We start from the raw sequence: 24,194 nt of genomic DNA, 5'->3' as shown, positions 1-24,194 counted from the left end.
AGGCGAAAGAGCACGGCAAAGGCAAACTCGCCTGACTAGCTGCAGAGCCGGATGCTTAAACCGCCTGCCCACAAGCCCGGCGGAAGCGCCGTACAGTCTCCGCCATGCCATATTCCAGCGCATCGGCGGTCAGCCCGTGGCCGATGGACGTTTCGGCAAGTGCCGGAATGCGCTTGATGAGCGCCGGCAGGTTGGCAACCGTCAGGTCGTGACCGGCATTCACGTCAAGTCCATTGGCAAGCGCGGCATCGGCCGTCTTGCCCAAAGCATCGAGAATGACAGCGGCCCGCTCCGGCGCGTCGTAGCAGCCGCCATAAGGGCCGGTGTAAAGCTCGATGCGGTCGGCACCGACCTCCCTGGCGATCTTCACCGCTTCGGCATCGCCGTCGCCGTCGGCAAACAGCGAAACGCGGCAGCCGATCTTTTTGTATCTGGCAACGACATCGACCAGCAGCTCGCGGTTCTTGCGGAAATCCCAACCGTGATCCGAGGTCGCCTGCGACGGATCGTCAGGCACCAGCGTCACCTGTTCCGGCTCGACGCCGGCGCAAAGATCGAAGAACTCATCGGTCGGATAACCCTCGATGTTGAACTCCGCCTCTGGAAACTCATCGTCGATCAGCGCCCGGATATCGGGCAGATCGGAGAAGCGGACGTGCCGCTGATCGGGCCTCGGATGCACCGTCAGGCCGCTCGCGCCGGCGGCAAGAGCGATCCGTCCAAGCCCGGTTACACTTGGCCAGGGAAGGTCGCGCCGGTTACGCAGCATGGCGATGGCGTTGAGGTTCACGGAGAGCTTGGCGGGCATGATCGAAATCCATGATTTTTAAAGAGGATAATACCCTCCGTTTTATGCGATTGCACGCCGCAAGACCAACGAGATTCGAACATCGACTCATGCAAAAGATTGATGGTCTTCCCCTCTTTTAACGCCCCACCTCACCGACGATACGCCCTTCGGGCAACTTATAATTTCGCCGAAACCGGTTAGCGTCATTGTGTCGGGTGCCCGATTTCGGTCATCCCGGGGGAACGAGGGAGCACAAGCTCACCCAAAGTAAATTTGTCCTTATGAAACCTAAGAATTTTCATCGGCGACATCTGCGTTTGTTGGTCGCGTCATTGTGAAAACGAGTTGGGCGTAGCAGCGGCCTCCTCCTTCAACCACACAAAAGAAGAGACACTCAATCACGGCGTGGGGCGCCGGGACAAAAAGGGGATGGACAGAATTATGGAGGGACTCATGTCTGACGGTTCCAAACGTCTGTTTGCTGCCGCCAATCTTATATCGGAGGCGCACGCCAAGTACCGGTTCTTGCCGGAGTCAGCACTTCCTTCCAACCTGCCGGAAGGGGCGGTCGCCATTGCGGATATGGCCAGCGCTTTCGGAGTCACCCACAGGACGCTGCACTTCTACGAGGAGAAACGACTGATCTCGGCTGACCGCCATGGGCTGATGCGAATCTACGGCACCGACGATGTGCTGCGCATGGCAGTCATCACCGTCTGTCGCGAAACCGGCATGTCGATCGCCGTCATCCAGGAGGTCATGGAAAAGCTCGATGATGCGGAAACGCCTAACCATGCCGAGATCATCTTCCGCACGGCGCTCAACCACCGCAAACGCGAACTCATTGTTGAAATGTCGGCCTTGAACCGGCAGATGCAGAAAGTTGCCGATCTCCTCGACTACGCCAATACCTCCGAGCCCCCCGACGCGCACGGCGACGATCTCTGATCTCGACAAGCGCACTGCCAGTTGCACAGCGGAGCATCTATCCCCATCGACGATACAAGCGTGAAAAACCTTAGCGGACGATCGTCAGCCTCTCGGCCGCGCGCGTGATCGCCGTATAGAGCCAGCGCTCGCGTGTATCACGAAACGCCCAGCTTTCATCGAACAGCACCACATTGTTCCACTGCGAACCCTGCGCCTTATGCACGGTCAGCGCATAGCCGTAATCGAATTCATCGTAGCGCTTGCGTGTCGACCAGGGGATTTCGCCTTCGACATCCTCGAAGGCCTGCTTCAAAAGCTTGATCTTCGCAGCACCCCGATCCATGTCGTCATCTTCCGGCCGCACAAGCAGATTGATGCCGGGCTTGGTCGTTTCCCGGGAAGATGTCATCACCTGCCAAAGTGAGCCGTTAAGCAAGCCCTTGGCGGGATCGTTGCGGAGGCAGACCAGCTTATCGCCGGATTGCGGATACTCGGCCGTAAATCCTTTGAGCTCGCGCAGACGCTGATTGTAGCGCCGGCGGGTACGGTTGGTGCCGACCAGCACCTGATCGGCCTCCAGCACCAGCGGCTGCGTGACCTCGTTCTTCGAAATCACCTGCGCCGTGCCGAAATCGCCGTGCATGATTTCCTTGCCCTCGCGCACGTGCATCGCGAGCTGAATGATCGGATTGTCCCGTGCCTGGCGATGAATGTCCGTCAGCAGATAGTCCGGCTCCTCATTGGTAAAGAAACCGCCGCCTGAGACCGGCGGCAACTGACCGGGGTCGCCGAGTACCAGTATCGGCGTACCGAAGCTCATCAGGTCCTTGCCGAGCGCTTCATCCACCATCGAACATTCGTCGACGATGATTAGCGCTGCCTTGGCGACCGGGCTTTGCCTGTTGATGGTAAACATCGGCGCGATCGATGTTTTGCCGGTCTCCTCGTCCTCGACAGCCTCCTCGCCGCGCGGGCGATAGATCAGCGAATGGATGGTCTTGGCATTGCTGGCGCCGCGCGAACGCAGCACCTGCGCTGCCTTGCCGGTGAAGGCAGCAAACAGCACATCGCCGTCGACATGCTCGGCAAAATGCCGCGCAAGCGTCGTCTTGCCCGTGCCGGCGTAGCCGAACAGGCGAAACAGCGGCGAGCGTCCCTCCTTCAGCCAGTTGGCAACGGCCTTGAGCGCTTCGTCTTGTTGCGGCGCAAATTGCATGGCGCGACTTGGCAGGATTCGGCCGGCAGAAGCAAGCGGTAAAAAAACGGGATTTGCCGGGAATAAAATCGAGGCAAACCGTGTCTCATGTCCGGCAACGCAAAAACGTGGGGCCTGGACCATTGGTGTCTACCACTTCGAGGAGAAAAATCATGAAAGCCGCGAAATTTCTGCCGATCCTGATCATGGCATCGGCTGCTGCGACATCGGCCTTTGCCGCCGCCCCGGTAAAGACCGCCGAAAGCGCCAAGGGCAAGGTTCTCACCGGCGAAAACGGCATGACGCTCTACACCTTCAAGAACGACAAGAAGGATGTCTCCAATTGCAACGACGATTGCGCCAAGGCATGGCCCCCGCTGATGGCCGATAGCAATGCCAAGGCAGAAGGCGCATATTCGATCATCACCCGCAAAGACGGGACGAAACAATGGGCGAAGGACGGCATGCCGCTCTATTTCTTTGTCAAGGATGCCAAGGCAGGCGACGTTGCCGGCGACGGCTTTAAGGGCGTGTGGGATGCCGCACGGCCCTGATCGGACTAACGGGGACGCGGGGGAAGCCACCCCCGCGCCCGACAGCTTCGAGGCTGAGGTGCTGGCGCTCCTTCCCTCGCTGAGGCGCTATTCGCGCAGCCTCACCCGCTCCGACGCCGATGGCGAAGACCTTCTTCACGATTGTGTGGAAAAGGTGCTGGCGCGGCGTAGCCAGTGGCGCGGGCTGAACCTGCGCGGCTGGGTGCTCACCATCATGACCAATCTCTACCGAAACGGTCTGCGCCAGCAAAACGGCCGCAACTTTGTCGATCTCGACGACAGCGCCGATCTGCCGGCAGCAGAAACCAACAATGATCCATTGGAACGCTCGCAACTGGAAGCGGCGCTGAACAGTCTTGGGGAGGATTATCGCGCCGTGCTGATGCTGGTCGTGGTCGAAGGCTACAGCTATCAGGACGTCGCCACCACGCTGGATATTCCTGTCGGCACCGTGATGTCGCGACTGTCGCGAGCGCGCCGGAAAATGACCAGCCTGATGAATGCCGATAATGTCATTGCGCTTCGGAGACCGAAATGAGCGAACGTAACCCGACCGTGACCGAAGCGGATCTCCATGCCTTTGCAGACGGGCTGCTGCCGCCGGACGAGCACGCCCGGCTGGAGGCCTGGCTTGCCGAAAACCCCGAACAAGCGGAGATGGTCGCCGCCTGGCAGGCGCAAAACGCCGGCATTAAGGCGTTGTTTGCGCCATACGAAACCTCGAAGGAAAGCGACCGTGAACTGGTATCGCCTACTCCTACGCCGGCGCCGGCCGCAACGTCACGTCGGCTTCGCTGGCTGTCGACGGCCGCGGCGTCTCTGGCGATCTTCCTGGTGGGCGCCGCCGTCGGCCATTTCGGCCCGCCTCTTCTGACGCCGCTGGATCTTCGCCTGACCGGTATCGAAGCCCTGCCGCGGCAGGCGCAATCGGCCTTCACCGTCTACGCCAGCGATGTCCGCCACCCGGTGGAGGTCGGCGCGGATCAGGAGGCGCATCTCGCGACCTGGCTCGGCAAGCGCATGAATGTCGCCGATCTCAAGGTGCCGAGCCTGCAAAGGCTCGGTTTCCAGCTCGTCGGCGGCCGGCTATTGCCTATCAACGGCACGCCTGGCGCTCTCTTCATGTATGAGAATGCTGCCGGCCAGCGTCTGACCGTGCTTGTCGGCAATAACAGGGAAAACACCACGACGAGCTTCCGCTTCGCCAGCGCAGGTTCGGTCCAGACCTTCTACTGGATCGACGGCCATCTCGGCTATGCCGTCACCGGCGAAATCTCGCGCGACATGCTGAGGCAGGTGGCCGACGAATGCTATAAGCAGTTCTCGTCCTAATGCCTGTCGCGCAAAAGTGTGCGGCGGTTTTGCGAAAACGACATGCACAAACAACGAGCTAAAGCGTCGGAGGGAATCTGAAAGATCGCGACGAGCTTTAGACCGCTCAGCGCTCCGGATCGTTTTCCAGCAAAATCGGCTTGCCGTGCGGCGTCGCTTCCGCCGCGCGCTGCCAGCTCTTTTGCAGATCGAGGATCACGCCAGCATCCGCGATACCGCGACTGACCAGCAGACCGGAAAGTGCCGCTACCCAGCAGTCGAAATAATCACTGCCGTCCTCAGCCCGGCCAGGCCTGTGCAATTCGGCAGAAAGCTGCTCTGCCCATTCGCTCCAACTGAACAAGCCCTTCTCGTGCAGATGCACAGTCATGGCAAAAGCTTCGGCTGCCCAGGGTTCGGGAAAGACCGGTTCTCCATCAACAGATTTCGGCAACTGCGGCGACTGTGCCAGCGGCGACACCGTCTCACACGCGCTCAAGATAGCTCTCCCAGGCATCGATGGAGACGGTCAGCGCGGGATCTGCGCCCTCGCCCCAGATTTCCGGGGCATCGAAAACAACGGTATAGATCCATTGCGGATTCTCGCCCTTGCCGTGCGCGTTGTCATCGGGGAAGACGAACGAGCCCTGTACGGCTTCCACCACGCCCTCCTTGGCTCGCGCGTAGCGTGGCAACCGGGTATGCCCTGTCGGATTGATATTCTTCGTCCGAACGCGATCGCCGGCTGCAAAAAGCGGCGCCGTATCGACCGGTCGGTCACAGGGGCCGCCCTTGGCGAGAGCACCGGCGACCATATCCGCCTTCAGGACGCGCTTCGGCACGGCTCCTTGCTGTAGCGAATGGCCGGATCGCAGCTCCTCGTGCGTTGCAAAACCATGCCGTTCCAGCAGCATCTCAAGCCCACGCGTCCAGATCTCATAATAGCTGGCAGCGAGATATTCGGCGGGACGGATATTTTCGCGCGCGTGCCGGCTTTCATCGATGCTCCAGGCGCCGAAAGCACCGCAGGAGAGCGTAACACCGAGCGCCCGCTTCTCCCATTCCGCATGGAAGACCGGTTCGTCCGGCTCCGGCGCCACCGGACCGAAGCCCATCTGCCCGCCGAGATCGTGGGGGCCGTTCATATCGTCACCTCTGGTGCCTTGGCGATTGCCGTACCGATCATGGCATCGCGGCTGACGAGATCCGCCAGAGCCGACTCGCTCATGCGTTCCGTTCCGGCCGGACGCTCAGGGATGACGAGATAGCGCAGCTCCGCCGTCGAATCCCATACGCGAATCTTCTTGCCCTCCGGCAAGGTCAGGCCGAATTCGGCTAGCACGCCGCGAGGATCGATGACTGCGCGGGAGCGATAGGCCGGCGCCTTGTACCAGACCGGCGGCAGGCCGAGCACCGACCAGGGATAGCAGGAGCAAAGCGTGCAAACGATGAGATTATGCATCTCAGGCGTATTGAACACCGCCCGCATATGCTCGCCCTGTCGGCCGGCAAAGCCGAGGCTGGCGATCGCCGCCGTCGCGTCACGCTTCAGCCACTCCGCAAATTCCGGATCGCTCCAAGCTTTTGCGACCACCTGCGCCCCATTGCGCGGCCCGACCTTGGCCTCATAAGTCTCGACAATGACATCGATCGCCGCCGGATCAATCAGCCCCTTTTCCGTCAGCAACGTCTCCAGCGCCTTCACCCGCGCCTGCATATCGGAATAATGGTTGTCATGATCATGGTGATGATGGCCGTCATGATCGTGCATAAGGAATCTCCCCGTCGAATAAGCCTCAAACCTAAGCCTTTGCCATACCGCCGCCAAGCCTTCTTTGCGGATTACAACCGCAATCAGATGCCGGGACCCTCCCCTTGCCAGCGCTTTTGGATAGTCTGCCCACCATGAAGATTTTGATTCTCGGCGCAACTGGTTTCATTGGCTCTGCGATCGCAGCGCGATTGCGCAGAGACGGGCATATGGTCACCGGTCTCGCCCGCCATCCCAATCGCGCGCGGGTAAAACACCCGTCGATCGCCTGGATCAAAGCCGATTTGGCCGAAATGACCGATCCATCAGACTGGCGTACGGTGCTGAACAGCCATCAGCTTGTCATCAATTGCGCCGGCGCCCTTCAGGACGGGCTTTCTGACGATCTCGGCGCCACGCAGGAAAAGGCGATGCTGGCGCTCTATGCCGCCGCCGCACAATCGGCAATCGAGCGCGTCGTGCAGATTTCCGCCCGCACGGAAGGCGGAGGCCAGGACCAGCCGTTCCTGGTGACGAAGCGCAAGGCTGACAAGGCGCTGGCCGCAAGCGGTCTCAATCACGTTATCCTGAGACCGGCGCTCGTCCTCGGCCGCAACGCGCATGGCGGTACGGCATTGCTGCGCGCGCTTGCTGCCATACCTCACGTCCTGCCTCTCATCTATGCCCAAAGCCCCGTTGAAACGGTCTCGGTCGATGATGTCGCCGCGATCGTTTCAACGGCGGTTGCCGGCGAATTCCAATCCGGCACCGACATCGATCTTGCTGCCAGCGAGGCATTGACGCTCCGCGAACTCGTCATCCTTCATCGGAACTGGCTCGGCCTCCCGCCGGCGCGGATCGTGCCGATACCGACCGGCTTGGCAAAGCCGCTGACCTGGGCGGCCGATATCGCCGGCAGGCTTGGATGGCGCTCGCCGCTGCGATCGACCGCGATGGCCGTGATGTCCGAAGGAGTTCTGAGCCGCAGAAGTGCACAGCACCTGCCAAGCCAACGGTTGGCAACGGCCGTCGAAACGCTGGAAGCCAACCCCTCCGGCGTTCAGGATCTATGGTTTGCCCGCCTCTACCTGTTGAAGCCATTGATGATCGGCGGGTTGGCACTCTTCTGGTTGCTGTCGGGCATCATCCCCATGATGGCTCCGACAGCCGCAAGCCGCCACTTCCTGCCGTTCATGCCGGACGGCATAGCAATGGCGTTGACCCTGGCCACCTGTTTGCTCGACATAATCCTTGGCGCCTTTGTTCTTGCGCGGCCGTCCGCACTGTCGGCCTTGCGCGGAATGCTCGCTGCCACCCTCGGCTATCTCGCCGGCGGCACGGTGCTCGAATCGTCGCTTTGGCTCGATCCTCTCGGACCATTAGTCAAAGCACTGCCGTCAATCCTGCTGACGCTTGCCACGCTTGCAGTATTGGAGGAGCGCTGATGCTGGTAGAGGAGCTTCTTCGCCTTGTGCATGTCATCGGCGCCACGGTACTTTTCGGCACTGGCGCTGGCATCGCCTTCTTCATGGTTATGGCGCATCGCACCGGCGACCCTAAGCTGATCGCACATGTCGCCGGAACAGTCGTCATCGCCGATGCCATCTTTACGGCAACGGCCGTCGTCCTTCAGCCGGTGACCGGTTATCTGCTCGCGCGATCAATCGGCTGGTCGCTCGAAGAAGGATGGATCGCCCTGTCCTTGATGCTCTATGTGTTGGCCGGAGTTTTCTGGCTGCCGGTGGTTTGGATACAAATGCGATTGCGCGATCTCGCCCGAACGGCATCCGAGACCGATATGCCGCTGCCGGCAGCCTATCACAGTCTCTATCGCATCTGGTTTGCCTGCGGCTTTCCTGCTTTTTTTGCAGTCATTGGCATCCTCTGGCTGATGCTCAACAAGCCGTCCGTATAGCTACTTCAGCATCGGCCAAAGGCTGAGCACCAGCAGCACCGCCATGGTGATGTTGAACCATTTGAGGCGAACGGGGTCGGAAAGCCAGTCGCGCAGGGCCGAGCCGAAGCCCGCCCAGGTCGAAATACTCGGCACATTGACCGCCGCAAAAGCAAGGCCGACGAGCAAGACGCTGACCAGATAGAGCTGCGGATTGGTGTAGGTCGCCATGGCGGTCACCGCCATCACCCAAGCCTTGGGATTGACCCATTGGAAGGCCGCAGCACTCAGGAAACTCATCGGCTCCACGCCGCTTTCCTTCTCGCTGAGGCTGCGGGAGGTTGCGATCTTCCAGGCGATCCAGACGAGATAGGCCCCGCCGGCGAACTTCAGGATAGTATAGAGCAGCGGCACGGTATGCAGCAGCGCGCCAAGCCCCAGCCCCACGCCGAGCAGCAGCGACAGAAAGCCGGCGCCTATACCGAGCATATGCGGGATCGTGCGGCGGAAACCGAAATTCACGCCCGATGCGAACAGCATCATATTGTTAGGCCCCGGAGTGATCGATGTCGTGAAAGCAAACAATAATAGAGCCAGAAATGTGTTCAGCGCCATAAAACCTCTCCGGACGCCGCTCTCGGGAGAAAGCAGGCGTCTATTCGCCGTGACGCGCATCTTTCGCAGCGGCGCGTGTGTAACGCAACCCTAATTCGCCTAGGATTTTAGTGCCATGGCATGATTGTCATGGTGACATGAAAGGCGTCGATTGAAATCCCGATGAATGCACTTATCCTTCGCCTCTCCAGCAGCGAGGACAGGCCATGCACGACCCCATTCCGACCGTCACTCTTCCCTCCGGCCTCACGGTACCGGCACTTGGCCAGGGTACGTGGAACATGGGCGAAAAAGCCGCCCGAACCAAGGAAGAGATCGCCAGCCTGCGGGCGGGGCTCGATCTCGGCATGACACTGATCGACACCGCCGAAATGTATGGCGAAGGTGGCGCGGAGGAAATCGTCGGCCAGGCGATCCAAGGACGGCGCGACGAGGTATTCGTCGTCAGCAAGGTCTATCCTCACAATGCAAGCAGCAAGGGGACGATCCAAGCTTGTGAGCGGAGCCTGAAGCGGATGAAAATCGACCGCATCGACCTCTATCTGCTGCACTGGCACGGGGAACATCCGCTGGCCGAAACGGTGGCGGCCTTCGAAGCGCTGAAAGCCGCCGGCAAGATCGGCGCCTGGGGCGTTTCGAACTTCGATGTCGATGACATGGAGGAACTGCTGGCCGTTCCCGACGGTGCCAACGTCGCCACCAACCAGGTGCTCTACAATCTCGGCCGGCGCGGCATCGAATATGATCTGCTGCCCTGGTGCCAGGAGCGCAATATCCCGATCATGGCCTACTCACCGATCGAGCAGGGCCGGCTGGCGCATCATCCGGAGCTGATCCACATCGCCAAGACCTATCAGGCAACGCCGGCGCAGGTGGCGCTTGCGTTTCTGCTCGAGCGCGATGGCGTGATCGCCATTCCCAAGACCTCGAACGTGCAACGAGTCGCGGAAAACCGTGACTCCGTCTCGCTCGACATCACCGACGAGGATTGGGCTACCCTCGACGCCGCATTTCCACCGCCGTCGCGAAAGAAGTCTCTAGAAATGCTCTAAATGCGGGCTCCCGCGCGCTGCTGCGCAACGATCAATTCGATTGCCTGGAAGACATCGATCTGGCGCCAGTCCGCCGGATCGCGATAGGTGGGATAAAGCGAGAAGGCGGCTGCAGCGATCTGATCGATAGTCCGCAGCTTGGCTCGACGCCCTGCAAGCGACGCCTTGGTGTAGACACCGAATTGATCTTCCGTCAGCCCCCAGCCGGCATAGAAGGGCGCGGCATAACAGCGAACCGGCATACCGCGCAGCAGCGCATCGAAGCCGAACTGGCTAGAGACGGTCCAGACCTCATCCACAACATCAAGAATTGATGCGACTGATATGGCATCATGGAGAAATATCGCTCCACCCTTGCCGGCAGTTTCGGTGGTCAGATATCCCTTGCGGTGGCCAGCCATGACGTCCGGATGCGTCCGGATCAAACATTGCGCCCCGCTTGCCTGCGCATCTGCGAGCATCCGCTCGAACGAGGCGTGCGAGCCGAGCGCCTTGCTGACCGAGATATCGCCGACGACCTGATCGACCAGAAGGATGCGGCGCCTCGTCTTCCGCTCGATCACAGGCGCCCGATGCGGCAGGTGATTGTATTTGGAGATCCGATTGCGGACGATCTGTTCGCGGATAGCCTTGCCCAGTTCTGCGGCATCTTCCGCGCCGGCGATCAGGCGTTCAAGGCGCGAGGGTCGGCTTGCGTCCACGGGTAGACCGAGATCGTCGACCACGATGGAAAGAGGGATGGAGCCGGCCTTCCCAAGGCCGACTGAGCGCAGAAAACCGTCTTCCAGATTCCAGCGTGGCAATCCACGCAACCGCGCGATCGCCGCAGCCGTCTTTGCCGGTGCACGGCCACCCCAGGCAAGCACGCCGCCAATACCTGGCGATAGCGTAGATGCTATCTTCTGACCCCCAAAATATTGGCCGAGCCAGGGAAAGGCATTGCGGACATAAAATGTAGCGCCGAGACGCATTCCTGCCGGAGGATGCCAGCTCTTCTCGCCGATATCAGGCCTATACTCTTCGGTCGAAAACGCCAACTATGCCACCTGCGTAAGATGGGGCCCGCCTCGCACGTGCCCCGTGCACCGCGAACCTACGCGACGCCCGAAAACCGGTCAACGCAGCAGGTTCGTCACATTCCCTGCGGGCCGCGGTTCATCGCGGCGATGCCGGTGCGGCAGACTTCGATCAGACCGAGCGGCTTGATGATGGCGATGAACTGATCGATCTTCGATGACTTGCCGGTGATCTCGAGAATGAAATGTTCGACGGTCGCATCCACCACCTTGGCATGGAAGGCATCGGCAAGCCGCAGCGTTTCGGCACGGGTCTCGCCGCTTCCGGTAACCTTCAGCAGCGCCACTTCGCGCTCGATCGGCCGTTCCTGGCCGAGATCGCGGGCGCGCACCGTCAAGTCGACGACACGATGAACGGGCACGATGCGCTCAAGCTGAGCCTTGATCTGCTCCAACACCGCCGGCGTGCCGCGCGTGACGACCGTAATGCGCGACAGATGCGCCTGATGCTCGGTCTCGGAAACAGTGAGGCTTTCGATGTTGTAGCCACGGCCGGAGAACAGGCCGATGACGCGGGCAAGCACGCCGGGCTCGTTGTCGACCAGTACCGAAAGCGTATGGCTCTCGGCCGTGGCGGTCTCGGGCGAAATGAAATAGGCAGAGCCCGTGGGCTGAAGGTGTGCGGTCATAGTCCTTGTTCCGTTTCCTCGGTTCTTATGGTCAGGATGCCGGCTCGATGCTGATCCGGATAACGATTTGGTCCAGCGGCCCGGGACACGGCAACTCTACCGTGTCCCGGTGATCCGATCAAACGAGCTGCCGACCCTTGGCGTCGATGGCGTTGGCGACGGCTTCGTCGGTGGCTTCGTCCGGCAGCAGCATCTCGTTATGCGCCTTGCCCGAGGGGATCATCGGGAAGCAGTTGGCGAGATTGGCGACGCGGCAATCGAAAATGACTGGCTTCTTCACGTCGATCATTTCCTGGATCGCAGCGTCGAGATCGCCAGGCTTTTCACAGCGCAGACCGACGGCGCCATAGGCCTCCGCCAGCTTGACGAAATCCGGCATCGCTTCGGTATAGGAGTTCGACAGGCGGTTGCCGTGCAGCAACTGCTGCCATTGGCGCACCATGCCCATATACTGGTTGTTCAAGATGAAGATCTTGATCGGCGCGTTGTGCTGGATCGCTGCCGACATTTCCTGAATGCACATCTGGATCGAGGCATCGCCGGCAATATCGATGACCAGGCTTTCCGGATGGGCGATCTGCACGCCGAGAGCTGCCGGCAGTCCGTAACCCATGGTCCCGAGGCCGCCCGAAGTCATCCAGCGGTTCGGCTGTTCGAAGCCATAGAATTGCGCCGCCCACATCTGGTGCTGGCCGACTTCGGTCGTAATGTAGGTATCGCGATGCTTCGTCAGCTCGTAGAGACGCTGGATCGCATATTGCGGCATGATGACATCGTCATGCGGCTTATAGGCGAAGGAATTGCGTGCTCGCCAGCGCGCAATGTTTCCCCACCAGTCGCCAAGACGATCCGCCGCGGGCTTATGGGGCAGCGCCCGCCACAGGCGAACCATATCTTCCAGAACATTGCCGACATCGCCGAGGATGCCGATGTCAACGTGAACGTTCTTGTTAATCGAGGACGGGTCGATGTCGATGTGGATCTTCTTCGAATTCGGCGAAAAGGCATTCAGGCGGCCGGTAATGCGGTCGTCGAAGCGTGCCCCGATGCAGACCATGACGTCGCAGTCATGCATCGCCATATTGGCCTCGTAGGAGCCGTGCATGCCGAGCATGCCGAGCCAGCTCTTGCCGGATGCCGGATAGGCGCCGAGGCCCATCAGCGTCGAGGTGATCGGAAAGCCCGTCAGATCGACCAGCTCGCGCAACAGTTTCGAGGCTTCCGGACCGGAATTGACGACGCCGCCGCCGGAATAGATGATCGGCCGGCGCGCATTTGCCATCAGCTCGACAGCCTGTGTGATCCTGTTGAGATCGCCCTGAACCTTCGGCTGGTAGCTCTTCTGGACGTCGTGGGCTTCCGGCGGCGTATAGGTGCCGGTGGCGAACTGAACATCCTTTGGAATGTCGACGACGACAGGACCCGGACGGCCGGACTGGGCGATGCGGAAAGCCTCATGGATGACGGCGGCGAGCTTGTTGACATCCTTGACAAGCCAATTGTGCTTGGTGCAGGGCCGCGTGATGCCAACCGTATCGCATTCCTGGAACGCGTCCGAGCCGATCAACGTCGTGGGAACCTGGCCGCTCAGGCAAACCAGCGGGATCGAATCCATCAATGCATCCTGCAGCGGCGTGACAGCATTCGTCGCGCCCGGACCGGAGGTGACCAGCATGACGCCGACCTTGCCGGTCGAGCGGGCATAGCCTTCCGCCGCGTGGCCAGCGCCCTGCTCGTGACGCACGAGGATGTGCTGGATGTCGTCCTGCTGGAAAATCTCGTCATAGATCGGCAAAACCGCGCCGCCCGGATAACCGAAGATGTGTTCGACGCCGTTGTCCTTGAGCGCCTGCAACACGATCTCCGCGCCTGTCATCTGATTGCTGCTCGCCTGATTATCTGTGCCGGTCATACGTTTGTTCCGCTATCTACTGAGGGTTTGGGAAAGATTAAATCGCGATTTCGGGCATAAAAAAAGGCTCCTTGGGAGCCTGTCGTCTAGCGCATGGGTGGCTATCGCCGGATGGTTACACCATCCTGCCCATGCGCCGTCCCACCACGATAAGAACCGTCGATTTTTTCATGGGGCGAAGTGATAGACAGAAAATTTCTAAGCGTCAACGCATTCCGCAATAAAAAATCGCGGCCGTTCTCGATCCCTTTAAAATGTTGAGCGGCTCGAAAGGGTTTTATTAAGGCGCCCTCCTTATGCTTTACCGTCTAACGCTGGGAGTAGCCGTTTGCTCAACAATGATTTGCAGACGTCCGGCAAAGCTGGGGACCTTGATCGTCGTGACAATCTGAAGCCGGGAAATCGCTTCCTCGGCCGTGTTGTTGCGTGTAGCGGTTCCAGGGCAACCATCGCCGCGGTCGCCGAGGATGGCGCCACGGATCTGACCGAACTCTGGTCCGTTGGCAAACTGATCTCCATCAGCGTCGGCGCCAATCGCGTTGCCGCACTCGTCTACGCCATGAACACCGGCAACACCGGCTGGGGCGAAGGTCAGAACAATCTTTTCCGCATCGAAGTGGAATTGCTGGGCGAAGTCCGCGTCGGGCCAAACGGCCGCGAGGAATTTTCGAGCGGCATCTCCGCCTACCCCTATCTGGGCGCAGTCGCTCACCGCATCCGCGCCAGCGACCTCATGCGCATTTTCGATGCCGGAAAGGACAGTAGCTGCGTCATCGGCAAGCTGACGCAGGATGAAAGCATCGACGCCGCCATCCATATTCCTTCGATGCTGGCGAAGCATTTCGCCGTGGTCGGCTCCACCGGTGTCGGCAAATCGACCGCTGTCTCGTTGCTCTTGCACAAGGCGATCGTCTCCGATCCCAAATTGCGTGTGCTGATCCTCGACCCGCATAATGAGTTCGCCGCCGCCTTTCCGAAACATTCCGTCGTCGTCGACACTGATACGCTAGACCTGCCGTTCTGGCTGATGCGTCTCGACGAGTTTGCCGAGGTCGTCTTCCGCGGCCGGACACCCATCCCCGACGAACTGGACATGCTGCGCGACATTATTCCGGAGGCAAAACGCGCCTTTCGCGGCGGCGACTCGCCCCTGATGCGCCGTCAGACGGAAAAGAGCTCGGTAACGGCAGATACGCCGGTTCCCTACCGCATGGCCGACCTGCTGGCCCTGATCGACGAGCGTATCGGCCGGCTCGAAGGGCGGCAGGAAAAGCCGCATCTGCGCTCGCTGAAGATGCGCGTCATCTCGGCGATCAACGATCCGCGTTATCATTTCATGTTCTCCAACAATACGATCAGCGACACGATCATGGAGATGATCGCGCAGATCTTCCGTATTCCCGGCGACGACAAGCCGATCTGCACCTTCCAGCTCGCCGGCATCCCATCCGAAGTCGTCAATTCCGTCGCCTCCGTCCTTTGCCGGATGGCCTTTGAACTGGCGCTCTGGAGCGAAGGCGCGATCCATATGCTCGTCGTCTGTGAGGAGGCGCACCGCTATATCCCCGCCGACCCGACCCTCGGCTTCTTTCCGACACGGCAGGCGATTGCCCGTATCGCCAAGGAAGGCCGCAAATACGGCGTGTCGCTTGGCATCATCACGCAGCGACCGGGCGAACTCGACCAGACGATCCTGTCGCAATGCTCGACGCTGTTTGCCATGCGCCTCGCCAATGACCGCGACCAGGACATCATCCGTTCGGCAATTCCGAACTCCTCAATTTCGACGACGAGCTTCCTGTCGTCGATCGGCAACGGCGAAGCCATCGCCTTCGGCGAAGCGATCGCAGTCCCCATGCGCATGCGCTTTTCCCGCGTCGAAGAGCACCTGTTGCCGAAGGCCAGCGGCAGCGTCACAAGAACGAGCGAGGAATCACCCGATACTGTCGACCTGCGCACCATCGTCAGCCGGATGCGTTCAGTCTCCGGCCCCGATATCTCCGCCTTCCAGCAGAGCTATGCGGCCTCGAGCAGTACAGCGATCGATATGGACGATGATTTTGACGACGATCTCGGGCAGCCTGTCGCCGCACCCGCGCCAGAACCCGTGAGGTCTGCCAATCCGCCGATGGAGCCCTATCGGCCCGACATGCTGCCGCGCACCCCAGCGCCGGCTTCGGCGTTCGGTACGGCGCCCCAGACATCCATCGATAGCCGACTTGCCGAGCTGCGTCGCGACTTCAGGGGTGATGATGGTTCGGCGAAAGAGGTTTCACCTTCGGTGCGGCGCGAACCCAGCCTGTCCTTGCGCGACAGCATCTTGAAGAAGCCACTGAGCAACCTCTACAACAAGGACTGATGCGGGCTAAGAGCTGATGCGCTCCCAGCTCTCGTCCATCTGGTTGCGAAACCAGGTCATCTGCCGTTTGGCATATTGCCGCGTCGCGGCAGCGCCGGTTTCAAGAACCTCTTCGCGCGTCATCTCGCCCCGCAGCATCGCGGCAATTTGCGATACTCCGATCGCCTTCATGACCGGCATCTCTTCCGGCAGGTCCAACGCCAGCAGAGCCCGCACTTCATCTTCAGCGCCCATGGCGAGCATCTTCTCGAAACGGCCGTTAATGCGCTGATGCAAAACGGCGCGATCAGGCAGCACGACGATCTTTCGCGCTCGATCGCCATCGACAATGACAGGTCCGGTCTTGCCCTGGAAAGCAGCGATGGATTGTCCCGTCGCTTCGATCACTTCCAGCGCACGCACGATACGCTGGCCATCTTGAGACTTGAGGTTTTCCGCCACGGCGGGATCGCGAATAACGAGCTCACCGTGTAGCGCCCCGGCGCCCTCCACCAACAGCCGCCCCCGCCAACGGTTGCGAACTTCAGAGGGGATATCAGGCATGTCGGAAAGTCCGCCGGTCAGAGCCTTGAAGTAAAGCCCAGTACCGCCGACAAATACAGGCAGCCGTTTCTCCTCACGTAATTGCGCCACCAACGCTGCTGCCTCGCGCAACCATGCCCCGGTGGAATAGGCTTGCCCCGCCGGAACATGGCCGTAAAGATGATGTGGGATGCCCTGCATATCCTCTTCGGATGGCCGCGCCGTCAGCACGCGCAGCGTGTCGTAGACCTGCATGCTGTCGGCGTTGACGACCACACCGTTATTCGCGCGCGCCAATTCTACCGCAAGCGCGGACTTGCCGCTGGCGGTCGGCCCGGTTATCAGGATCGCGTCGATGTCGCTTATAGGATTTCCGATCATGGCCTTCGTTGCCACGCTTATTGCCAGTCCGTCAAACCCTGTTCTCGTTCCGGCAATCGCCGAGCAAGCGGCAGATGTCGTCAAGGCGTTGGGACTCTACTGGCTGGCCGACGGTATCGCCTGCGATATTGCGCTGCGCGACGGCGCCGACCTGCAGGCCGCAGAAGCCAACATTCGCGCCGTTATTGCCGGGGCTCCGATCGATCTGGTCATCCAGGAAGCGGAAACGCGTCGGAAAAAGCTGCTGATCGCCGACATGGATTCCACCATGATCGGCCAGGAATGCATCGACGAACTGGCGGCTGAAGTCGGACTGAAGGAAAAGGTCGCCGATATCACCGCCCGCGCCATGAACGGTGAAATCTCTTTCGAGCCCGCTTTGCGCGAGCGCGTGGCGCTGTTGAAGGGCTTGCCGATCGCCGTTGTCGATGACGTCATCGCCAAACGCATCACTCTGACCCCCGGTGGGCCGGAACTGATCGCCACCATGAAAGCCAAAGGCTATTACACCGCTCTCGTCTCCGGCGGTTTTACCGTCTTTACGAGCCGCATCGCAGCCACCCTGGATTTCGATGAGAACCGCGCCAACATCCTGCTGGAAGACAACGGCATCCTGACCGGCCTGGTCGCCGAGCCCATCCTCGGCAAGCAAGCAAAGGTCGATGCGCTCAACGACATCGCGGAAAAGCTCGGCATCTCCACCGACGACGCCATTGCTGTCGGTGACGGCGCCAACGATCTCGGCATGCTGCAACTCGCGGGCTCCGGTGTCGCCCTGCATGCCAAACCGACCGTGTCGGCTCAGGCCAAGATGCGCATCGACCATGGCGACCTGACCGCGCTGCTTTACATTCAGGGCTATCGGAAGACTGATTTCATCAGGGCGTAAGGAATACAACCACAGATATTGACAATACAGCCATAGGAAGCGACCATCTGCATTGAAAATCATTGCAAAAATAGTATATATTCTATGGCGTGGTCAGTCGAGTTTCTTGATAGAGAAGTGAAATCCGCGCTGTATGCCCTGCCTCACGATATGAGAGCAGTCTTCGAACGAATTTCAAATCTTATTATGGATCATGGTCTTGCGGGTATGCGCGAGCCATATGTGAAACATCTCGAGGGCCCGATATGGGAAATGCGCTTAAAGGGGCGCGATGGAATAGCCCGCGCTGCATACGTGACCGTTAGGGAACAGAGAGTTGTTGTAGTCCACGTTTTCAGAAAGAAGACGCAGAAGACGCCACGTCGTGAAATCGAAATTGCTCTTAAGAGAGCTAAGGAGGTCAAGTGAAAGAAAAAGAAAGCCTTCTAGCAAAAGACGCGTTCGCGGAGTGGCGCCTCGATCCGGCGTACGTGGTCGCTTACAACGAACTAGAAGAAGAATTTGCCCTTGCGGAGGCATTGATCCGAGCCCGCGCCGAAGCTTCCATGACTCAAGAGGACGTTGCCAAGGCGATGGGGACGACACAGGCAGCCATTGCCAGGCTCGAGAGCGGCCGCTCCATGCCGTCAACCCGCACGCTGCAGCGTTTTGCCGAGGCAACAGGCACCAAGCTACGCATCCGCTTCGAAAAGCCCAAGTCGTCACGATCGACGTCTTAATCCAAAGCGATTTTCTGGCCATAAGCAGGAAACCTTGCAGGATGATTATTGCCGAAACCGAACGTCTCATCATCCGCAACTGGCGCGACCAAGATCGTAATCTGGTCTTCGAGATCAATTCCGACGATAGAGTGATGGAGTTCTTTCCCTTTCGCCGCAGTCGGGCGGAAGCGGATGCGTTTTTCGATCGGGTCCAGTCCATGATCGCCGAGACCGGGCTCGGCTTCTACGCGTTGGAGCTCAGAGGAAGTGGCGAGGCGATCGGCTTTTGCGGACTGGCGCGGACGAACCATCTGGAGCCGTTCGTACCGGCAGGCACCGTCGAAATCGGATGGCGACTGGCGACGCGATATTGGGGCAAGGGGCTGGTCAGCGAGGCGGCGCGTGCACTCCTCGCCTACGGTTTCGAAACGCTCGACCTTGATCAGATCGTTTCCTTCGCAGTTCACAGCAATCTCAGGTCGACGTCGGTGATGGAGCGAATCGGCATGCATCGGGTCGACGGCGGTGATTTCGACCATCCGGGTGTGCCCGATAGCTACCCTCACCTGCGGCGACACCTGCTCTACCGTCTGACCGCAGCCGAATGGCGCGCCCGTCAATGACGGTCGTCGAGACACCACGGCTGATCCTGCGCCCTTGCCAGGAGAGCGATCGCGATCTCTTCTATGAACTCAGTTCCGATCCCCTCGTCCTCGAATTCTTTCCTTTTCGCCGCAGCCGTGAAGACGCCGATGCCGTCTTCGACATCATCATCGGATTAACGCCGGAAGAGGGTTTCGAACTTCTTGTGCTGGTACTGAAACAGAGCGGCGAGTCGATCGGCTTCTCCGGACTTTCAAAGCCGAAGCTGGAAACGTTCCTGCCCGCAGATGCCGTCGAAATCGGCTGGCGACTTTCGGCCCGCCATTGGCGCCGGGGCTATGCCAGCGAGGCTGGCGTCGCCTTGCTGCGCCATGGTTTTGAGGCCCTGGGACTCGATGAGATCATGGGCGTTGCCGTGCACGACAACGATCGTGCTCTGGCTGTCATGCAAAGGATCGGCATGCGCCGCGAACCTACCGGAGATTTCGATCACCCCGATATACCTGCCAGCCATCCGGAGTTAAGGCGCCATGTGCTCTATCGTCTGAGCGCGGCAGATTGGCGCCGGCAACAGATCCAACCCGCTGAGGGTTGAAACGGTCTATTCCAACGCCACCGCGATGAAACGCAGATCGCCATTCGGAGAGGCGATCATCATCTGCGCGTTGCGGCGGCCTTCCCGCTTCAGCGATGCAACCTTTTGCGCGGCCGCGGTCGGCGTCTGCACGAATTCCTGCGCCACTTCAACGACGACTTCACCGGGCTTCAGCCCCTTGTCCGCCGCGGCCGAACCGGGCGAGACCTGGGTGATCACCACACCGTCGACGCTATCGGCAATGCCGAAGCTCTTGCGGTTTTCAGCATTCAGCGCGGCAAGTTTCATGCCGAGCACATCCTGGCTGGCCTGCGGCTGCGGTGCTTGCTGTTGCTGATCGTCATCCGGCTCCTGCTGGCCGTCCGCACCGTCGTCGTTGCCATCTCCCTCATCGGGATTGATGACGCCGTCGCTGCCGCCATTGTTGCCATTGTCGTGGTCGTTGGGCGCGAGCTGAGGCGGCTTGTCCTTGTTGTCGCCGTTCTTACCGCCCTGATTGTTGTCACCGCTCGCCGCAGCAGCCTGATCGCTATCCTCAAGCCGACCGAGCGTGACCTTGACGGTCTGCTGCTTGCCGTCGCGCATGATCACAACATCGACTTCCTTGCCGACAGGGCTCTCAGCCACGACGCGCGGCAGATCGCGCATTTCCTCAACATCCTTGCCGTCGAATTTCAAGATGACGTCGCCGGCCTTGATCGAACCGTTATCTACCGGTCCGCCCTTGATGATGCCGGCGACCAGCGCGCCCTTGGCACTATCGAGGCCGAGGCTGTTGGCGACATCGTCGGTTACCGGCTGAATACGTATGCCGAGCCAGCCGCGGCGGGTTTCGCCGAAGTCCATAAGCTGCTTGACAACGCCTTCGGCCAGTTCGGAGGGCACTGCGAAGCCGATGCCGATGGAGCCGCCGCTCGGCGATATGATGGCCGTGTTGATGCCGATCACTTCGCCCTTCATGTTGAAGAGCGGCCCGCCGGAATTGCCCTTGTTGATCGCCGCGTCGGTCTGGATGAAATTGTCATAGGGCCCGGCATTGATGTTGCGGCCACGGGCAGAGACGATGCCGACCGTTACCGAGCCACCGAGGCCGAAAGGATTGCCGATCGCCATCACCCAATCGCCGATTCGCATTCTGGAAGAATCGCCGAATTTCACTGCAATCAACGGACGCTTCGGCTCCACTTTGAGCACCGAAAGGTCGGTCTTGGTGTCTGTGCCGATCAGCCTTGCCTTCAGCTTGGTGCCGTTCGGGAAGATCGCCTCGATATCGTCGGCGCCTTCGATGACGTGGTTGTTGGTGACGATATAGCCGGATGGATCGATGACGAAACCGGAACCGAGCGAGCTGACCTTGCGGTTGCTGTTGTCGTTGTTACGGTTCTTGAAGAAGTCGTTAAAGAAATCCTGGAATGGCGAATTGTCCGGCACCTTGGGTGCCGCCGGGCCATCGCCCTCATCCTTGACCTTTTGCGAGGTGGAAATGTTGACCACCGCGTCCAGCAGACCAGATGCCAGATCGGCAACCGAGGCCGGACCGGCATTCATTGCCGGATTGCCCGCGGTCGGCGGCGTCGGGTTGGTGGGTGGCGCTACGGGTGGATTCTGGGTCGTCGCAGTCGAGCCGCCCAGCGGCGCCTGCGCGGGATTGGTTGCGGTGGCCGGCGTCTGCTCATTGGTGGCCGCGGGCGCCTGCGTGCCGGACGCGGTATTGCCGTTGGGTGCAATCGTCGAGCCCGCGGCGGGAGCCTGACCCGTTGCGCCGGCCGTTGCCGGCGCTGTCGTTCCGGAGTTGGCTGGCGCTTGCGTCCCCATCGCTGCTTCGCCGCTCGGCGCTGCAGTCGAACCGGCCGCTGGCGCAGGAGTGGCAGGCGAACCGACCGCGGGCGTATCCGTCGCGCTATTCGAATTGGCCGGGAGCTGCGTGCCTGTCGTTGCGCCGCCGTTCGGCGCCGGCGTGTCGGCGGAAGGCGTCTGTGTCGTCTGCGCATACACGCGGTCGATGCCGCCCAACGTTGGACCGGCAATCAGCGCCACACTGGCCAGGAGAGCGAACGAACGTCTGAAAGGCAGGCGATTGGTCGAGGCCATCAGGCATCCTCATCGAGAAAGTAAGTCTTGTATAAGCATCAACATAAGGCGGAATGATGAAGCGCGAAATCACCTTTTTGGGAAATCCCCGCGCGTCTGATCAGCCTCTGGGATTACATTGAAAATGACGCGAGGCACCATAAAAACAAGAGGCCGCCGACGGCAGCCCCTTGGACTTCATTAGGTTGCCGCGTATCAATTCGCGGGTTTCGTTGTCGATGGCGCTGCCGGCGCCGGTGTACCCGGCGCTGAAGGCCAGCCGGTAGAACTTTCGAAATATTTGAAGAATTCCGACTGGTTCGGCGGCAGCACCAGCGTCTTGCCGCCCGAGGCGAGCGACGCGCGATAGGCGGCCATCGAGCGATAGAATTCGTAGAAGCTCGGATCGCGGGAGGACGCATCGGCGAAAATGCGGTTGCGCTCGGCTTCGCCCTGACCACGCAGGATTTCCGAATCCTTCTGAGCATCCGCGACGATCTCGACCACCTGCCGATCGGCAATTGCGCGGCGGCGCTGACCTTCTTCGTTGCCGCGCGCGCGGATGAGCTCCGCCTCGGCCAAACGCTCGGCCTTCATGCGGTCAAAGGTCTGTTGCGACACTTCCTGGGTAAGGTCCGTGCGACGAATGCGAACATCCTCGATATTGAGGCCGAGGGACTCGGCATCGCGATGCAGATCGTCGCGCACTTCCGTCATCATCGAGGCACGCTCGTTGGACAGAGCGGCTTCGAAGCCTCGCAGGCCGTATACGCGGCGCAACGATGCATCGAGGCGCGTCCTGAGGCGCGATTCCGCAGCATCGCGATCGCCCGAAACGGTCTCGCGGAACTTGCGGGCATCGGTGATCCTGTAGACGACGAAAGCATCGACCTCATAGAACTTGCCGCCCGAAACCTGAACGCGGATATTGTCCAGATCGAAGCGCAGCGCCTGGTCCTGGATATATTGCACCCGATCGGCATCCATGAAGGCAAAGGGCAGCTTGAAGTAAAGGCCGGGCTCGGTCTTGACCGCGCGTATCTGGCCGAAGCGCAAAACGATCGCCTGTTCGCGGGCATTGACCACGAAAACCGAGGAATAAACGATCAGCAGCAGCACCGCGAGCGCGATGAGAATGGCTGGCAAACGGCTGGACGACATTATTTGGCCTCCGGCTGAAGTGCGGTCGCGGGCTTGTCGGACTGGCCGCCCGTCTGGGTCGTGGACTGCTTGCCGAGATCGTTCAATGGTAGATACGGCACGACGCCCTGCTTGTTATCGATGATGATGCTGTTCGAATTGCCGATAACGGACTCCATGGTTTCCAAGAATAGCCGCTTGCGGGTTACTTCCGGCGCCTTGACGTATTCTTCAAAGATCGAGATGAAACGCTGCGCCTCGCCCTGGGCCTCCTTCACGATGCGGTCCTTGTAGGCAGCCGCATCTTCGCGGATTTGCGCCGCGCGGCCACGGGCCTGACCCAGCTTCTGATTGGCGTATTGGTTGGCCTCTTGTACCTGCTGGTCTTCATTCTGCTCGGCGCGCTGCACCTCATCGAAGGCGTCGGCCACTTCGCGGGGCGGTGACACATCCTCGATCGGCACGGCATTGATGGAAATGCCCGAGCCGTAGCGGTCCATCGTGTCCTGGATGATGCTCCTGACTTCGACCGCGATTTCCTGGCGATTGTCGCGATAGATGTCCTGCGCCGGACGGCGGCCAACGACTTCGCGCATGGCGCTCTCGGCAACCTGCTGTAGCGTCTCGTCGGGAGTTTCAAGGTTGAAGAGGTAGGCTTGCGGATTGGTGATGGTATAGAGCACCGAGAACTGCACATTAACAATGTTCTGATCGCCCGTCAGCATCAGGCCGGCATTTGAACCGGAGCTCGAGCGGCCGCCGATATTGCGCTGCTGTTCGGTGACCTTGACGATCTCGACGCGATCCATTGGCCAGAAATGGAAATGCAGGCCGGGCATGGACACGTCGGCGCGAGGCTGGCCGAAGCGGGATTCGACGCCGCGCTCGTCCGGCTGAACCGTATAGAGACACTGGATAAGCCAGAAGATACCGATGACCGCCGCGACGATGACAAAGGCGCCCCCGTTGAAGCCGCCGGGTACGAGCCTTTTCAGCCGATCCTGACCACGGCGAATGATGTCCTCAAGATCCGGCGGTCCGCCGCTGCCGCTTCCCCGCGACCGGTTCGGTCCCTGCCCCCAAGGCCCCTGATTATTTCCGCCGCCACCGCCGCCCCATGGGCCGCCGCCGCCATTCTGATTGCTCCAGGGCATCAAAACCTCTTTGTCTATGGACTCCCAGCATCGCGCAGACTTTGAAATTCGCAGGCGGCGGCGATTGTCCTC

General features: G+C 60.3%; 25 protein-coding genes and 1 pseudogene. 13 read left to right on the top strand and 13 right to left on the bottom strand.

The annotated features are described in order from the left end of the window. Positions 1 to 55 precede the first annotated feature (55 nt). A complete protein-coding gene (locus PY649_RS01875) occupies positions 56 to 808 on the bottom strand; it encodes a pyridoxine 5'-phosphate synthase (protein WP_285866382.1) in 753 nt (250 codons plus the stop codon). 435 nt (positions 809 to 1,243) lie between these two features. On the opposite strand from PY649_RS01875, the pseudogene PY649_RS01870 reads away from it, so the two are divergent. Then, positions 1,244 to 1,714, top strand: a pseudogene (locus PY649_RS01870) (MerR family transcriptional regulator); the annotation flags it as partial. 94 nt (positions 1,715 to 1,808) lie between these two features. Here the strand turns inward: PY649_RS01870 and PY649_RS01865 are convergent. After that, on the bottom strand, positions 1,809 to 2,936 hold the full coding sequence (locus tag PY649_RS01865) for an ATP-dependent DNA helicase (protein ID WP_285866381.1): 1,128 nt from the start codon (positions 2,934 to 2,936) through the stop codon (positions 1,809 to 1,811). 152 nt (positions 2,937 to 3,088) lie between these two features. Between PY649_RS01865 and PY649_RS01860 the strand changes: the two genes are divergently transcribed. Genes PY649_RS01860 through PY649_RS01850 form a run of 3 tightly spaced genes read left to right on the top strand, consistent with a single transcriptional unit; the run spans position 3,089 to position 4,801 of the window. Further along, positions 3,089 to 3,469: a COG4315 family predicted lipoprotein gene (locus tag PY649_RS01860; protein WP_285866380.1), complete on the top strand. Its 381-nt coding sequence runs from the start codon at positions 3,089 to 3,091 to the stop codon at positions 3,467 to 3,469. Continuing rightward, a complete protein-coding gene (locus PY649_RS01855) occupies positions 3,453 to 4,007 on the top strand; it encodes an RNA polymerase sigma factor (protein WP_285866379.1) in 555 nt (184 codons plus the stop codon). Before PY649_RS01860 ends, PY649_RS01855 begins: the two co-directional genes overlap by 17 nt. Continuing rightward, the gene (locus tag PY649_RS01850) at positions 4,004 to 4,801 is read left to right on the top strand and encodes an anti-sigma factor family protein (protein ID WP_285866378.1); all 798 of its coding nucleotides are present in this window, start codon (positions 4,004 to 4,006) and stop codon (positions 4,799 to 4,801) included. Before PY649_RS01855 ends, PY649_RS01850 begins: the two co-directional genes overlap by 4 nt. A gap of 106 nt (positions 4,802 to 4,907) precedes the next feature. On the opposite strand, the gene PY649_RS01845 is transcribed toward PY649_RS01850, so the two are convergent. The 3 genes from PY649_RS01845 to nthA are packed head-to-tail and all read right to left on the bottom strand — an operon-like array spanning position 4,908 to position 6,551. After that, positions 4,908 to 5,279 carry a nitrile hydratase accessory protein gene (locus PY649_RS01845; protein ID WP_285866377.1) on the bottom strand — a complete coding sequence of 124 codons (372 nt, stop codon included), beginning with the start codon at positions 5,277 to 5,279 and terminating at the stop codon, positions 4,908 to 4,910. Continuing rightward, positions 5,266 to 5,925 (bottom strand): nitrile hydratase subunit beta, encoded by a 660-nt coding sequence (gene nthB / locus PY649_RS01840; RefSeq protein WP_285866376.1) that lies wholly within the window; start codon positions 5,923 to 5,925, stop codon positions 5,266 to 5,268. The genes PY649_RS01845 and nthB overlap by 14 nt, the downstream gene beginning before the upstream one ends. Continuing rightward, positions 5,922 to 6,551, bottom strand: coding sequence for a nitrile hydratase subunit alpha (gene nthA, locus PY649_RS01835; RefSeq protein WP_285866375.1), 630 nt, complete (start codon positions 6,549 to 6,551; stop codon positions 5,922 to 5,924). Before nthA ends, nthB begins: the two co-directional genes overlap by 4 nt. Positions 6,552 to 6,685: 134 nt before the next feature. On the opposite strand from nthA, the gene PY649_RS01830 reads away from it, so the two are divergent. Both PY649_RS01830 and PY649_RS01825 read left to right on the top strand, forming a co-directional pair. Next, entirely contained in the window at positions 6,686 to 7,975 is a 1,290-nt protein-coding gene (locus PY649_RS01830) for an SDR family oxidoreductase (RefSeq protein WP_285866374.1), read from the top strand. Between the two features lie 2 nt (positions 7,976 to 7,977). Continuing rightward, positions 7,978 to 8,445 (top strand): DUF2269 family protein, encoded by a 468-nt coding sequence (locus PY649_RS01825; protein WP_285866564.1) that lies wholly within the window; start codon positions 7,978 to 7,980, stop codon positions 8,443 to 8,445. Here the strand turns inward: PY649_RS01825 and PY649_RS01820 are convergent, their stop codons facing one another. After that, the gene (locus PY649_RS01820; RefSeq protein WP_285866373.1) at positions 8,446 to 9,039 is read right to left on the bottom strand and encodes a LysE family translocator; all 594 of its coding nucleotides are present in this window, start codon (positions 9,037 to 9,039) and stop codon (positions 8,446 to 8,448) included. 206 nt (positions 9,040 to 9,245) lie between these two features. On the opposite strand from PY649_RS01820, the gene PY649_RS01815 reads away from it, so the two are divergent. Then, the gene (locus PY649_RS01815) at positions 9,246 to 10,091 is read left to right on the top strand and encodes an aldo/keto reductase (protein WP_285866372.1); all 846 of its coding nucleotides are present in this window, start codon (positions 9,246 to 9,248) and stop codon (positions 10,089 to 10,091) included. Here the strand turns inward: PY649_RS01815 and PY649_RS01810 are convergent. The 3 genes from PY649_RS01810 to PY649_RS01800 all read right to left on the bottom strand — a co-directional run bounded on the left by PY649_RS01810 (position 10,088) and on the right by PY649_RS01800 (position 13,708). After that, entirely contained in the window at positions 10,088 to 11,062 is a 975-nt protein-coding gene (locus tag PY649_RS01810) for a capsular polysaccharide export protein, LipB/KpsS family (RefSeq protein WP_285866563.1), read from the bottom strand. The two genes, PY649_RS01815 and PY649_RS01810, sit on opposite strands and share 4 nt — an antisense overlap. 161 nt (positions 11,063 to 11,223) lie before the next feature. Continuing rightward, on the bottom strand, positions 11,224 to 11,796 hold the full coding sequence (gene ilvN, locus PY649_RS01805; RefSeq protein WP_285866371.1) for an acetolactate synthase small subunit: 573 nt from the start codon (positions 11,794 to 11,796) through the stop codon (positions 11,224 to 11,226). 118 nt (positions 11,797 to 11,914) lie between these two features. Beyond that, positions 11,915 to 13,708, bottom strand: a complete 1,794-nt coding sequence (locus tag PY649_RS01800; RefSeq protein ID WP_285866370.1) for an acetolactate synthase 3 large subunit — start codon at positions 13,706 to 13,708, stop codon at positions 11,915 to 11,917. A gap of 328 nt (positions 13,709 to 14,036) precedes the next feature. Here PY649_RS01800 and PY649_RS01795 point away from each other — a divergent pair, with 328 nt between their 5' ends. Beyond that, a complete protein-coding gene (locus PY649_RS01795) occupies positions 14,037 to 16,067 on the top strand; it encodes an ATP-binding protein (RefSeq protein ID WP_285866369.1) in 2,031 nt (676 codons plus the stop codon). A gap of 6 nt (positions 16,068 to 16,073) precedes the next feature. On the opposite strand, the gene miaA is transcribed toward PY649_RS01795, so the two are convergent. Next, positions 16,074 to 16,970 (bottom strand): tRNA (adenosine(37)-N6)-dimethylallyltransferase MiaA, encoded by an 897-nt coding sequence (gene miaA / locus PY649_RS01790; RefSeq protein WP_285866368.1) that lies wholly within the window; start codon positions 16,968 to 16,970, stop codon positions 16,074 to 16,076. Here miaA and serB point away from each other — a divergent pair. From serB to PY649_RS01765, 5 genes are all read left to right on the top strand, one after another. Next, entirely contained in the window at positions 16,969 to 17,859 is an 891-nt protein-coding gene (serB, locus tag PY649_RS01785) for a phosphoserine phosphatase SerB (RefSeq protein ID WP_285866367.1), read from the top strand. The genes miaA and serB overlap by 2 nt on opposite strands. An 84-nt stretch (positions 17,860 to 17,943) precedes the next feature. After that, the gene (locus PY649_RS01780; RefSeq protein ID WP_285866366.1) at positions 17,944 to 18,267 is read left to right on the top strand and encodes a type II toxin-antitoxin system RelE/ParE family toxin; all 324 of its coding nucleotides are present in this window, start codon (positions 17,944 to 17,946) and stop codon (positions 18,265 to 18,267) included. Further along, positions 18,264 to 18,578, top strand: a complete 315-nt coding sequence (locus PY649_RS01775; RefSeq protein WP_285866365.1) for a helix-turn-helix domain-containing protein — start codon at positions 18,264 to 18,266, stop codon at positions 18,576 to 18,578. The genes PY649_RS01780 and PY649_RS01775 overlap by 4 nt, the downstream gene beginning before the upstream one ends. Positions 18,579 to 18,619: 41 nt before the next feature. Then, entirely contained in the window at positions 18,620 to 19,183 is a 564-nt protein-coding gene (locus tag PY649_RS01770; RefSeq protein WP_285866364.1) for a GNAT family N-acetyltransferase, read from the top strand. Further along, on the top strand, positions 19,180 to 19,758 hold the full coding sequence (locus PY649_RS01765) for a GNAT family N-acetyltransferase (protein WP_285866363.1): 579 nt from the start codon (positions 19,180 to 19,182) through the stop codon (positions 19,756 to 19,758). The genes PY649_RS01770 and PY649_RS01765 overlap by 4 nt, the downstream gene beginning before the upstream one ends. Positions 19,759 to 19,764: 6 nt before the next feature. Here the strand turns inward: PY649_RS01765 and PY649_RS01760 are convergent, their stop codons facing one another. The 3 genes from PY649_RS01760 to hflK all read right to left on the bottom strand — a co-directional run bounded on the left by PY649_RS01760 (position 19,765) and on the right by hflK (position 24,122). Then, entirely contained in the window at positions 19,765 to 21,573 is a 1,809-nt protein-coding gene (locus PY649_RS01760) for a Do family serine endopeptidase (protein WP_432761316.1), read from the bottom strand. Between the two features lie 471 nt (positions 21,574 to 22,044). Further along, the gene (hflC, locus tag PY649_RS01755) at positions 22,045 to 22,989 is read right to left on the bottom strand and encodes a protease modulator HflC (protein ID WP_285866361.1); all 945 of its coding nucleotides are present in this window, start codon (positions 22,987 to 22,989) and stop codon (positions 22,045 to 22,047) included. Then, positions 22,989 to 24,122: an FtsH protease activity modulator HflK gene (gene hflK / locus PY649_RS01750; protein ID WP_285866360.1), complete on the bottom strand. Its 1,134-nt coding sequence runs from the start codon at positions 24,120 to 24,122 to the stop codon at positions 22,989 to 22,991. The genes hflC and hflK overlap by 1 nt, the downstream gene beginning before the upstream one ends. Between the last annotated feature and the right edge of the window lie 72 nt (positions 24,123 to 24,194).

Source organism: Rhizobium mayense (genome assembly GCF_030272705.1).
Classification (GTDB): domain Bacteria; phylum Pseudomonadota; class Alphaproteobacteria; order Rhizobiales; family Rhizobiaceae; genus Rhizobium; species Rhizobium mayense.
The sequence above is the reverse complement of the archived record's forward strand: the minus strand, read 5'-3'. Positions and strand labels throughout refer to the sequence as shown.